At 64.8% G+C, this 10,505-nt stretch carries 14 protein-coding genes and 1 pseudogene; 8 read left to right on the top strand and 7 right to left on the bottom strand.

Annotated elements, in window-relative coordinates; translation table 11 throughout:
* Both I6N91_RS16820 and I6N91_RS16815 read right to left on the bottom strand, forming a co-directional pair.
* Nucleotides 1-205 (bottom strand): annotated as a pseudogene (locus I6N91_RS16820) (hypothetical protein); the annotation flags it as partial.
* 157 nt (nucleotides 206-362) lie between these two features.
* Nucleotides 363-1,229: a PRC and DUF2382 domain-containing protein gene (locus I6N91_RS16815; protein ID WP_198814457.1), complete on the bottom strand. Its 867-nt coding sequence runs from the start codon at nucleotides 1,227-1,229 to the stop codon at nucleotides 363-365.
* On the opposite strand from I6N91_RS16815, the gene I6N91_RS16810 reads away from it, so the two are divergent.
* The gene (locus tag I6N91_RS16810; protein WP_198814455.1) at nucleotides 1,222-1,395 is read left to right on the top strand and encodes a hypothetical protein; all 174 of its coding nucleotides are present in this window, start codon (nucleotides 1,222-1,224) and stop codon (nucleotides 1,393-1,395) included. The genes I6N91_RS16815 and I6N91_RS16810 overlap by 8 nt on opposite strands.
* Before the next feature lie 191 nt (nucleotides 1,396-1,586).
* On the opposite strand, the gene I6N91_RS16805 is transcribed toward I6N91_RS16810, so the two are convergent.
* On the bottom strand, nucleotides 1,587-2,237 hold the full coding sequence (locus I6N91_RS16805; protein ID WP_198814453.1) for a MarR family winged helix-turn-helix transcriptional regulator: 651 nt from the start codon (nucleotides 2,235-2,237) through the stop codon (nucleotides 1,587-1,589).
* Between the two features lie 869 nt (nucleotides 2,238-3,106).
* On the opposite strand from I6N91_RS16805, the gene I6N91_RS16800 reads away from it, so the two are divergent.
* Together I6N91_RS16800 and I6N91_RS16795 are read left to right on the top strand one after the other, a co-directional pair.
* A complete protein-coding gene (locus tag I6N91_RS16800; protein ID WP_198814451.1) occupies nucleotides 3,107-3,880 on the top strand; it encodes a GAF and ANTAR domain-containing protein in 774 nt (257 codons plus the stop codon).
* 9 nt (nucleotides 3,881-3,889) lie between these two features.
* A complete protein-coding gene (locus I6N91_RS16795; RefSeq protein WP_198814449.1) occupies nucleotides 3,890-4,603 on the top strand; it encodes a GAF and ANTAR domain-containing protein in 714 nt (237 codons plus the stop codon).
* A 108-nt stretch (nucleotides 4,604-4,711) separates the two neighbouring features.
* Here I6N91_RS16795 and I6N91_RS16790 read toward each other — a convergent pair whose 3' ends face one another.
* Nucleotides 4,712-5,449 carry a GAF and ANTAR domain-containing protein gene (locus tag I6N91_RS16790; protein ID WP_198814447.1) on the bottom strand — a complete coding sequence of 246 codons (738 nt, stop codon included), beginning with the start codon at nucleotides 5,447-5,449 and terminating at the stop codon, nucleotides 4,712-4,714.
* A gap of 190 nt (nucleotides 5,450-5,639) precedes the next feature.
* On the opposite strand from I6N91_RS16790, the gene I6N91_RS16785 reads away from it, so the two are divergent.
* Together I6N91_RS16785 and I6N91_RS16780 are read left to right on the top strand one after the other, a co-directional pair.
* Nucleotides 5,640-6,038: a hypothetical protein gene (locus I6N91_RS16785; protein ID WP_198814445.1), complete on the top strand. Its 399-nt coding sequence runs from the start codon at nucleotides 5,640-5,642 to the stop codon at nucleotides 6,036-6,038.
* A 262-nt stretch (nucleotides 6,039-6,300) separates the two neighbouring features.
* Entirely contained in the window at nucleotides 6,301-7,044 is a 744-nt protein-coding gene (locus I6N91_RS16780; RefSeq protein WP_307843403.1) for a GAF and ANTAR domain-containing protein, read from the top strand.
* A 56-nt stretch (nucleotides 7,045-7,100) separates the two neighbouring features.
* On the opposite strand, the gene I6N91_RS16775 is transcribed toward I6N91_RS16780, so the two are convergent.
* The 3 genes from I6N91_RS16775 to I6N91_RS16765 form a co-directional block, all read right to left on the bottom strand.
* Nucleotides 7,101-7,364: a hypothetical protein gene (locus tag I6N91_RS16775; RefSeq protein ID WP_233091995.1), complete on the bottom strand. Its 264-nt coding sequence runs from the start codon at nucleotides 7,362-7,364 to the stop codon at nucleotides 7,101-7,103.
* Nucleotides 7,365-7,453: 89 nt separating this feature from the next.
* On the bottom strand, nucleotides 7,454-7,756 hold the full coding sequence (locus tag I6N91_RS16770; protein WP_198814441.1) for a hypothetical protein: 303 nt from the start codon (nucleotides 7,754-7,756) through the stop codon (nucleotides 7,454-7,456).
* Between the two features lie 26 nt (nucleotides 7,757-7,782).
* Complete coding sequence (locus tag I6N91_RS16765; protein WP_233091994.1) at nucleotides 7,783-8,454, bottom strand: TetR/AcrR family transcriptional regulator C-terminal domain-containing protein; 672 nt, start codon at nucleotides 8,452-8,454, stop codon at nucleotides 7,783-7,785.
* Between the two features lie 306 nt (nucleotides 8,455-8,760).
* On the opposite strand from I6N91_RS16765, the gene I6N91_RS16760 reads away from it, so the two are divergent.
* From I6N91_RS16760 to I6N91_RS16750, 3 genes are all read left to right on the top strand, one after another.
* Nucleotides 8,761-9,066: a hypothetical protein gene (locus tag I6N91_RS16760; protein WP_198814437.1), complete on the top strand. Its 306-nt coding sequence runs from the start codon at nucleotides 8,761-8,763 to the stop codon at nucleotides 9,064-9,066.
* Between the two features lie 148 nt (nucleotides 9,067-9,214).
* Nucleotides 9,215-10,063, top strand: a complete 849-nt coding sequence (locus I6N91_RS16755) for an alpha/beta fold hydrolase (RefSeq protein ID WP_198814435.1) — start codon at nucleotides 9,215-9,217, stop codon at nucleotides 10,061-10,063.
* Nucleotides 10,064-10,158: 95 nt separating this feature from the next.
* Nucleotides 10,159-10,505 (top strand): acylglycerol kinase family protein (locus I6N91_RS16750; protein WP_198814433.1); only part of this gene is annotated, 347 nt, incomplete at its 3' end.

The raw sequence follows: 10,505 nt of genomic DNA, 5'->3' as shown, positions 1-10,505 counted from the left end.
CCGCATCGGTGTTGTTGGCGGCTCCGACTCCCACGCCGATCGCGGTAGCCAGAGCGCTCAGGATGACCGTCATACCGATCGCGGTAAGCCAACCAAAGAAGGCAGACCCGAACTTGATGCCGCCGAACTTTTCTTTCTGGGCATTGACGACATCGGTGCGCCGGCCCTTGGGTGTGCTTGCTCCTGCGTTGTGGTCCTGTGCCATGACTCTCCTTGGAATGGTGTTTCGCGTTCTTGTCCGCCACCGCGCTCGTCAACCGGGATGCCGGACATATCCATGTAGTGCACTTCGAAAGTCCGTACGCCGGCCTGCAGAAGGAACTTCCCCGGGAGCCGGTGACGGCTCCCGGTTATTCGATGGACTAGCGGCGGTCGGACTTGCCGAGCTTGTCCGCGTCCAGCATTTCGATCTGTTCCTTACGGACTTCCCCGGACACGGTTTCCCGGGCCTGGACCGTTTCCTTGTTCAGGCGCACGCGCTCGACGGGGACGGCTTCCTTACTGACGACGACCTTCTCCTCGTGGAGGATGACTTCGTGTTCCTCTTCGCTGATGGCGGGCCCGTCCATGGCGCTGCCTCGGTTCGCATCGGTGATGGGTTCGCGCTCGATGCGGATCTCCTCGCGCCGGACCGGGACCGTCTTGGTGACCGTTTCCGTCACCACGTACTTGCGCAGGCGCACTCTGCCGGCTTCCCGTGTTTCGGTTCCGACCCGGAGCCGTTCCTCGGAGCGGGTCATCGCTTCATCGGTGGTCGGTCCGGAGATGTCGTGACCGACCGCCCTGCCCTCGCCTGATCGGTCGATCCGCTCATCACCGGACTGGAAGCCCGGCTCAAAGCCGGTGATGCCCGCGCCGGTTCCTGTGACGAGGGGCGCAGTCGAGGTGTTCGCGGCGGTACCCTGGAAGCCGCCTGCCAGGCCGTAGTGCCGGAACAGGGTGTCTTCTTCGTCCGGGTTGAGGGCACCGTCCACCTCAATGCGCGGTGCACCCTTGACCTGGTCCTTGCTGTAGCGGACCTTGACATCCTTGCCGTCGGCGTTGGCGCCCTCCAGGGGCACGAAGGACTCGGAGGTGCCAAAGAGCCCGGTCTTCGCCGTGACCCAGTTGGGATCCCCGGTCTGGTCATCCAGGTAGATCTGGCCGATGGAACCGATCTTGGTGCCCTGAGCGTCAACAACGTTGCCGCCCTTAGACAGGAGGGTGTCAAGATTGTGCTGCGTGATCATGGTGCTTCCTTACATTGCGGGCGTGATGAAGGTGGATCGGTGGAACGCCGGGTACCTCAACAACCAAGAAAGCTCGTTGCTCCAAGGCACCGCCGCGGCTGATTACGGCGGTGCCGGAGCCGCGGTGGGTCCGTCGGCCGATCGCTTCACTGTCACGGGTAACTGATTATCAGCATGCTTACTACTGTGGCTGCGGTGGCACTGATGCGCAACTTTTGGTTTCGTCGGGTGCGGTCGCGGATTTGTGCACCGGCGCCGGCAGAATCCGTGCGGCACCTGCATGGGAGCACACCGTCCCGGATCTTAGGCTGCCCTGCTACCTCGGGGCAGGAACCGTGGGGCTGCCCGGGGTGTTTCTCACATATCGGGGCGGCGGCGGAGAATTTCGACAAGGTCCGCCCGTATTCCGTCCAGGAGACGTGCATCGGATGCTTCAAAGGACCCTTCCACTTCCTTTACGCTGAGAAGGATCTCCGTTCCACGGTGGGTGAGGCGGATGATGACGTGCCGCTGATCGCCGTGAACGCCGACCCGGGCTATAAGGCCCCGCTCTTCGAGGCCCTGCAGTGTCTTACTCAATGTCGAACTGCGGACCTGCAGCCGGGCGGCCAGTTGTGCCTGCGAGATGGGCTGTTCAGCTGCCAGTTCCTGCAACGCAATCACCGCCGCATGGGTCATACCCAGATGGGCGAAACGCTCATTCCAGGTCTGAGAGACCAGGTTTGCGGCGATGCTCAGCAGCTGACTGGCGGGCCACTGGTACATCTCGATGGTGGTTGGACTGGGCTCGATTGTCCATTCCTTTTGGTTTACAGCTATATCCATGACCGGAGGAAGATCGGGCGGCTGCCGGTGGCGTTGTCCGCTCGGACTTCCGGTGCTGCGCTCTGTTAGTGTCGTCGGCGCCGCCCGTTGTGCTGCGTCTGCAGATTCCACCACAGGGCGGGTCGAGATTCCGGTTTCTGGAAGCACCACACCGTTGGAGGCGACGGGTTCCTGCCGCGCCATCAGGATGCCCCTGACCTTGCCGACGGCGTCGCAGCCGGTGAATGCGTGCTCGAGGTGGGCGATCGGTGACTGGTCCTCAACGAGGAGCGGCGGGTAAGGGTCGGACCGACCGCGGGTGAGTCGGAGCTGATGAAGTGACCGGCTTCCTCCAGGGCGGCTTCGAGCTGATCCAAAACATGCAGCGAGCTCACCTTGACGACGGAACCGCTGCGAACACCCTCGGCGGCCTGTCGACGAGACGGCGGTTCAGCGGCGGGGGGCACCAGATGCGTTCCGGTCGCCGGGGGTTGCGGTGGACCCGCGCGTCCAGACGGCATCCCGATGTGGGGTGTACGGGGGTGGAAAGGTCCTGCTTCCGGTGTCATGCGGACTCCCTGATAGTCATGAGGAACGAGTCGATACCAGGGTCCGGGGTAACAATCTCAGCCTGCGCGGATGGCGGCGGAGTGTCAAGGATCGCTGGGTGGCCGAAAACTTCCACGTCAGCAAGTCCGAGCAGTACAGGGCAGCGGGCTGAGCGCGGGAAAGCAGAGCACAGGATGCGCGCGGATGGGCAGAGGAGGGGATGGGGAAACCACCGACCCCTACCGGCGGGCGGATCTTTCCCCGCGGCCGCGCCGGGGAGCCGGGCGGCAGCGCTATGGGAGCAGGGGGTTCCGGACTCCAGCGCAGGGGGTCTGGGCAGCAGCACCGGCCGAGGTCGGGCCCGGCGTTTCGCTGAACTGCTTTTTCGCTGCCCCACCGGTAGGTTTGGGGTATAAGATAACGGGCTGTTCCCTTCGGTGAATCGGCGGCACCGTAGGTTCCGGTCCGCCGGTGGAAACAGTTCGACCACAGGCTCCCAGTTCATTTACCGAGAGTGACTCCCTATGAGTGAACCGCTCCCCCCCGCCTCCGGTCCCCTCCGGGGCCGGGATGACGGTGCCGGTCCCGGCGCGGGCCTGAGCGCGCCGTTCCTCAAATGCGCCAACGTGACCGGCGCGGCGGTGTCCGCTTTCACCGCCACCGACGCCGAAACCCTTCTCTCCGCCAGCGACCCGGTCGCCCGGACCTTAGAGGAAGCCCAGTTCGATCTGGGTGAAGGGCCGCGCTGGGACGCCGTGCGCACCCGCCTTCCGGTTTTGCTCCCGGATCTCAAGCAGAGTGCCCACCTGGTGTGGCCGGCCTTCGGCGAGGTCCTAGCCGGACTCGATGTGGCCGCGCTGTTCGTCTTCCCCCTCACGGTGGGAGCCATCGACCTGGGCGTTGTTGAGCTGTACCGGACAGGCCCGGGCTCCCTGAGCGGCAGTGAACGTCTCGCTGTTGACGTTCTGGCCGGCGAGACCGCCTGGGCCCTGCTTCGCTGGACCCTTTACGAGGCCCACCCCGGTGCTCCCGCCATTCCCCCTTCCGGGGGCGGATTCACCACCGGCACCTCGTCCAGACCGGCGGGGCTGCCCAATTCCCGGCGGGAGATTCACCAGGCGACGGGAATGGTCCTTGCCCAGGCCAATGTCAGTGCGGCCCAGGCCCTTGTGCTGCTGCGCGGACATGCGTTTTCGCACCAGCAGACCCTTCAGGAGACGGCCCTGCAGGTCATTCGCCGGGACCTTGATTTCATTCCAACGGACAGCGCTCCCCCGGAGGGGCTCGGTCTGGCCTAGAATGCTTCAATGGCGACTATTACGCGACCCGAACAGGTCAGCGCCGCTTTCCTCAGGCTCACCGAGACCCTCATCACGCAGTTCGACATCTTGGAGCTGCTCCACATCCTTGTTGAAGAGTCCGTGAGGCTCCTCGATGCCGCCCAGGCCGGTCTTCTACTGGCGGATCCCTATGGGGAACTCCAGCTTCTTGCCTCGACCAGCGAGGAGAGCCAGCTCGTGGAGGTCCTGCAACTGCAGGCCGGTGAAGGCCCCTGCATCGATTCCTATAAGACCGGTTCGGTAGTCACCATCGATGACATCACCACCCTCTCCGGGCGGTGGCCGGCCTTCCGTCAAGCCGCCTTAGATGAGGGCTTCCTGTCCGTGCACGCAATCCCCCTGCGCATCCATGACCGCACCATCGGGGTCATGGGACTGTTCGGTGTGGACCGCGGAGCGCTGAACCAGGAGGACGCCGCCATCGGCCAGGCCCTCGCCGACGTCGCGACCATCAGCCTCATCCAGGAACGCACCGCCCGCGAGAGCCAGATCGTCAATGATCAGCTCCAACGCGCCCTGAACTCACGGATCACCATTGAACAGGCCAAAGGCGTCATCTCCCACACCGCCTCCGTGGACATGAGCGAGGCCTTCGCGCGCCTGCGCACCTACGCCCGGTCGCACAACCAGTCCCTCCACGACACCGCCGCCCAGGTCCTCAACCGCACCCTCCACCTGTAATCCAAGGGGAGCACTCAAACTGCCCGCGAACAGCCCTCTCCCGCCGGTCACGGCCCGGCAGCGCCGCCCGATGCAGGGAACCAGAACCGGCGCCTTGGCGAAACGCGTTCAGTCCTCGAAGTGGGTGTGGGCCTTCTTTTGGCCGGAGACGTGCGCCACGATGTCCTGGCAGAGGCTGTGAAGTTTGATGTTACGGGTGCTGGAGGCGCGCAGCAGGAAGTCCATGGCCTCCTGCTGGGAGCAGCGGTTCTGGGCCATGATGATGCCGCAGGCCACATCGATCGCGGTCCGGCCCTCCATTGCGGACTTGAGGTCACCGGAGAGCTGGTCTGCAGTGACGATCCGCAGGGCAAGATTCAGGACCCGGCCAGCCATGTCGGCGAACAGTTCGGCATCCCGGATGGTATCGGCGGTGAACAGCCCGGTGGCGGGGGCGAAGAAGTTCAGGACGGCCACGGAATCCGTTTCAAGGTCCATCGGCACCCCCAGGACGCTCAGGTACCCGGCCTCGCCGAGGCTCCGGCTGTACTCGGGCCACCGCCGGTCAGAGGAAACATCTTCAAGAAGGACCGTGGCTCCCGTCCGGTGGGCCTCCACACAGGGCCCCGAACCCAGACGCTGCTCGATGCCATCGAGCAGGATCGCACCATCGCTGCTCCCGGCGATCGTGGCGCTGCGCTTGCTGCGGCGCAGCGTGACAGCGCACTCAACCCGGGCACCGGTGACCCGGGTCATCACCCCGGACCCGAAACCGGTCACACCGTCGAGGAACGCCTTGAGGTCCGCCGTCCCGGAAATCAGCGCGTGCAGGCGCTCGAAATCGTCCGCGTTCTCCTCGGAAGTCATGCCTAACAGTAGAAGCAGCGCCCCGACCGCACAACTCGCCACAGCACAGCCCTCCCCCAAGGGGTACAAGCCCGCACCGGCCTCAATGCCGAAAAATCAGGCTCTCCCGGAACAGGTGGGTTACTGCTCCCTGATCTCTCCGACCCCAGCAGCTCGCCCTGTGGACCGTGCACGAAAACCGTCCGTCCAGATGCGCCGCAACATCATGGCCCACCCCGGTGCCGTTGATACTGAAGAAATGCACCAAAGCCTTCTTCGCAGTGATACCCGAACCTGCCGACCGGGAACTCATCAACCGCAGCTGCCCGGTTTCATCGCGGAGGTGACCGAGCAAGACATCCCCGTGCAGGGCACCGGCCTGAACGCCGCCGACGCCTTCAAGCGGATCAGCCAGTACAGCCAACGGACCAACCGCAAGGTCGTGGTCAGCTCACAACAAATCATCGACCGCGCACAGCAGCTCAACGGCCAGGACAAGCACCAATCCAGCACCGGGACCCTGCTGGATCTGTTCCAAGTACTCCGAAACACCACCCAGATACCGGAACAACGCTTCCACCAGCAGCCTGAGCGGATTGCCGGTGACTAGGCGCCTGCAGCCGGCGTAAATGCCTGTCGGGTGGCGGTTCGGTCATGTGTGTGAACAGGGGTGCAGGGCGGTGGGCCCTGCACCCCTGCCGCCCTCGAAGCCGGCTGCTTGACCCGAGGACTCTTCCCAGTGAAGGGGCATGCGATCCGGGAATCAACCATTGGTTGCCAGGTGCCGGACACAGGGAAGTATGGGATGGGCCTAAAGTGGGGAGGTGGTACGAGGAGAACACTGTGAACCAAGTCGAAGGAAGGTGCGGACTGTGAGTGAGGAGCCCGGCGTGGCCAGGGGTATGCCGTCCTCTCATCATGACGGGAGTGAGCGGGCCCGTGATCTGGCGACGGAACTCGCGGAGCTCGCGAGGTCCCTGCAGAACCAGCCTGACGGGGATGCTGTTCTCGCCGGGTTCGTTCATGCAGCACTGGACCTCATTCCTGGAGCGGATGAGGGCTCCGTCAGTGTGGTCCTGGGGCGGACAAACATCGGATCGAGAGCCCCGTCGGGGAACCTGCCAGAGCGTATCGATGCGTTGCAGATGGAAACCAAAGAGGGCCCGTGCCTTGAAGCGGCTTATGAGCACCGCACCGTCCGTGTCCCGGACATGAGCACCGAGCGGCGGTGGCCGCTCTTCGCGCAACGCGCCACCGAGGCAGGGGCCCACGGAATGTTATCCATCCAGCTCTGGGTGGAAGGCGATGACCTTGGTGCACTGAACCTCTACTCACACGAAGCGAACGCGTTCACCGACGAGTCCGAGAACATTGGCCTGCTGGTCGCGTCGCACGCCGCCGTGGCGTTCGCCGGTGCGGAGAAGAACCGGCAACTCAACGAGGCCGTCGATTCCCGGGACGTCATCGGGCAGGCCAAAGGCATCCTCATGGAACGCCATAAAATCACCGGGCAACAAGCGTTCATGGTGCTGTCTTTCGCCAGCCAACGCACCAACACGAAACTCTTCGAGATCGCCAACGACCTCGTCAACAGCGGCGAACTCCCCGCACGCTGAGGGATCCCTTCACCTGCGGCGCCGAATACGCTGGTGTACTTGGCGAAACGCCTGCGTCAAGGATTGGTGCGGACCGGGATCAGCCCGGTGTTCATGCGCTGCATCCTGTCCAGGTCCAGACCGGATGCGGAAACAACCCGGTGGAAGAACAATTGGGTTTCTGCCGGGATTGAGGAGATCCCCGACGCCGCCTTCGGTGCTGCACTGGGTCCCTGGGCCGCGGTCAGCCAGCTCACGGGCGTGCTGCCCTTCGATGCGCCAATACCAGCACCCGGATGGATTGTGATCCACCCCGCCGCAGCATTGGCCGCTATCCACATCACCAGGCCTCCACGCCCGAGTCAGGCACCGCAAGACTTTGTGAAAAGCACTCCCCCGCCGGGTTGAGCCCGTCCGCAAAGGCGCCCGCTCAGGGATCGGCTTGCGCATCGCGGGCCGCTCCCGTCGCGTTAGGTTGATGTCGCCGGTCATACGGTCGGGTCAGCGCGATGGTGAGCGGCTTGCGCGGCTCCGTACAGGATGCACGCTCCATGCCTGCAGTGCCTTGTGCACGGTTGTTCCTGCCGGCGTCGTCGCACCAGTCAATATTGTGCGGCATCGCGATGACGGCCGCTTCTCCTGCCGCCGCCTGGGCCGGGACGCGGATGAGGTTGGCAGTTTCAGTGCCCGGGCCGCCCACAGGTGCGCGATCTTGTTCTCCCCATGAGGTCATAGCCGGGCCGATCCCTATGTGAGTAACTATTGTGATCGCTGTGCCGGGCCGTCGAGTTGTGCCTGGAGGCCGTGTAGGACGATGGTGATGCCTTGATCGAGTTCGGTCTCGCCGTCGTAGTCCAGCAGCTGGGCGGCGAGGCGGCGCAGGTGGGGAAAGTCCTCCGGGGGCAACCGGTGCAGGCCTAGGCGCAGCCCCGCTTCGTCCTCGTCGGGGTTGACCACGAACTCCTCGAGCTCGTTGATCAGGTGACCGATGAGGAAGCCGTAGTAGGCGCGGTAGGCGTGGAGCGCACCCGAGGGCCCGAACCCGGCGCGGGTGAGGACGGCGAGGAGCTGTTCCAGCGGCCGCAGCGCACCCGGCGGGCGCAGCCCCAGGGGGGTGGACAGCGGGCGTGTCACCAGCAGCGGCACGATGTGGGGGTGCTGAAGAACCAGGGAGCGGAAGCGGTGGGCGGCCTGGCGGAGCTGATCCTGCCAGGCTTCCGGGACGTCCCCGTCCGCGGCGCCCGGTATCGCCCACTGATCCAGCAGAAGTTCGGTCAGGCCATCCAGGAGCGCGTCCCGATTGGCGGCGTACCGGTAGAGCGCCATGGGGTCCCGATCGAGCCGGTGCCCCAGACGCCGCATTGACAAGGCCTCCAGACCGTCAGCGTCGACCAGCTCAAGCGCGGCCCGCAGCACGGCGCCGCGGCTCAACGGGCTCCGCCGCTTACCCCCACCGCTTGATTTCGGGTCCGAGGCGGCAGCCCCGAAGATGCCACGGTGGACAGACCCCCCGCGGTGGACGGGACCATCGTGCTGGTTCGCGGGAACCATCAGTAACCACCTCTTAGTAAGCCCCCTTGCTATTTATAACTCTACACCGTAGAGTCTACGGTGTAGAGCATCCCGTGAAGCAACCCGCGGCCCTCCTGCTCCAAATCCCCAAGGTGGCCCGGCCCACTCTGACCACCGGAGTTCACCGCCGTCTAATGGCACCCACAATTCTCAAGGAGATCCACCATGTCGAACAGCAATAACAACACCGGTTACAGCCACCCCGCCGACACCCACAACGGCAACCTGGTGGTCGCTGACCGCCGCTCGACCGAGACGAAGGCCTCGACGAAGACCACCGAGTTCTTCGCCTATGTCGCCATCGTGCTCGCCACCGCCCTCACCGCCCTGGTGGTCGGCGACGGCGGAGAAGGTGGAGACGTCTTCAACGCCCACGACGCCATGAAGCTCATCACCTTCCTGACCATCGGCTACATGGTCTCCCGCGGCCTGGCCAAGTCCGGCAGCCGCGAGCACTACACCAACTCCTAAGCACCACGTGATGTGATCCCCCCGTGGAAGCGCGTGCTTCCGCGGGGGGATCACCCTGTTTGCCTACCGCCCGGTGCGGGTGACACGGGAACCGTCCAGCGGACGACCCGCAGCAGATCAGCAATCGGAAACTCCCCAGGATAAGTCCATGAGTGAGACCACGGCATCATCGGCGAAGCACGCCGGCGGGCGCGCGAGCCTTGCCGCCGGGGATGGGCAGAGCCGCGCCCACCTGATTCCTTACCGGCCCGCCGACGCAGCGGCCTCCCCGCCCGTGGCGCCGGAGATGCAGTCTGTGCCGGTGGTCGTACTCATTCACGGCATCGGCATGTCCCACCGGTACTTTCAGCGCCTCGGTGACCAACTGTCCGCCCACGGTCGGGTAGTCCTCCTCGATCTGTCCGGCTCCGGGTCCACCAAAACGCCAACGGCTGGCATGACGAACGCTGCGAAGGCGGAATCGGTCGGTGCCCTCCTGGACGAGATCGGGGTGGCCTCCTGCGTGGTGATTGGACACTCGATGGGAGTCCAGAGCGCCACCGAACTGGCACTCCGTCACCCCGACCTCGTAAGCCGCCTAGTCCTGATCGGCGCGGCCGTGGGCGCACGCCGCCGAACCATCGCCAATCAAACCTCGACCCTCGCGGCGAACAACTTCTTGGAGAGACCCCTGCTGAACTTCATCCAGTTCACCGACGTGCTGCGTTGCGGACCTCGCTGGAATTCCGCGGAGCGTGAGGTGGCCATGGCCCACCCCTTGGAGCAACGCCTCCCCGTGTTGAAGCAGCCGGTGCTGGTTCTGCGTGGATCCCGCGACCTGGTCGCCGGATCCACCTGGTCACGGGCCTTGGCCGAAACGGCCAGGAACGGTGAACTGGCCGAAATCGGTGGAGCCAACCACTCCGTGCACCACAGCGCATCCGAGGCCGTCACCGCCCGCATTCTGACCTTCCTCACCGGCACCGCGCACCACCTCGAAGAACGTCGAACCGCCTAAGGCAGCATCCACAGCACCGAATAACCCTTCTCTCGCCGGGACTAAGAAGGCCGCTCATCGACGGCAACAACCAGCAGACAACCGAAGGTAGACCCATGACCACGCCACACAGGTTCGACACCATCACGATCATCTTCAACCCCAACAGCACCGGTGACGCCCCGACGCTTGCACAGGAGCTCTCCGACGAGCTGGTCCCGGCACTGCCCGGGACCGAAATCCGCCTCCAGCCCACCGAACACGCCGGCCACGCAGTGGACCTCGCACAGAAGGCAGCCTCCGCGCCCAATGCCCTCATCGTGTCCGTGAGCGGGGACGGGGGCTACAACGAGGTCGTCAACGGGGTCATGGCCAGCGGCAGCGACGACGCCGTGTGCGCGGTCCTGGCCGCCGGCAACGCGAACGACCACAGCCGCGTTATCGGACGCAAACCCCTCGCCGA

The sequence above is a fragment of the Arthrobacter sp. MSA 4-2 genome (assembly GCF_016405885.1).
GTDB lineage: Bacteria > Actinomycetota > Actinomycetes > Actinomycetales > Micrococcaceae > Arthrobacter_D.
The sequence above is the reverse complement of the archived record's forward strand: the minus strand, read 5'-3'. Positions and strand labels throughout refer to the sequence as shown.

Bases quoted from the DNA above. Each gene is read 5' to 3' on its own strand.
- I6N91_RS16815 (WP_198814457.1), bottom strand. From the start codon at position 1,229: ATGATCACGCAGCACAATCTTGACACCCTCCTGTCTAAGGGCGGCAAC.
- I6N91_RS16805 (WP_198814453.1), bottom strand. From the start codon at position 2,237: ATGGCGCGGCAGGAACCCGTCGCCTCCAACGGTGTGGTGCTTCCAGAA.
- I6N91_RS16800 (WP_198814451.1), top strand. From the start codon at position 3,107: ATGAGTGAACCGCTCCCCCCCGCCTCCGGTCCCCTCCGGGGCCGGGAT.
- I6N91_RS16795 (WP_198814449.1), top strand. From the start codon at position 3,890: ATGGCGACTATTACGCGACCCGAACAGGTCAGCGCCGCTTTCCTCAGG.
- I6N91_RS16790 (WP_198814447.1), bottom strand. From the start codon at position 5,449: ATGACTTCCGAGGAGAACGCGGACGATTTCGAGCGCCTGCACGCGCTG.
- I6N91_RS16785 (WP_198814445.1), top strand. From the start codon at position 5,640: ATGCGCCGCAACATCATGGCCCACCCCGGTGCCGTTGATACTGAAGAA.
- I6N91_RS16775 (WP_233091995.1), bottom strand. From the start codon at position 7,364: ATGTGGATAGCGGCCAATGCTGCGGCGGGGTGGATCACAATCCATCCG.
- I6N91_RS16770 (WP_198814441.1), bottom strand. From the start codon at position 7,756: ATGACCTCATGGGGAGAACAAGATCGCGCACCTGTGGGCGGCCCGGGC.
- I6N91_RS16760 (WP_198814437.1), top strand. From the start codon at position 8,761: ATGTCGAACAGCAATAACAACACCGGTTACAGCCACCCCGCCGACACC.
- I6N91_RS16755 (WP_198814435.1), top strand. From the start codon at position 9,215: ATGAGTGAGACCACGGCATCATCGGCGAAGCACGCCGGCGGGCGCGCG.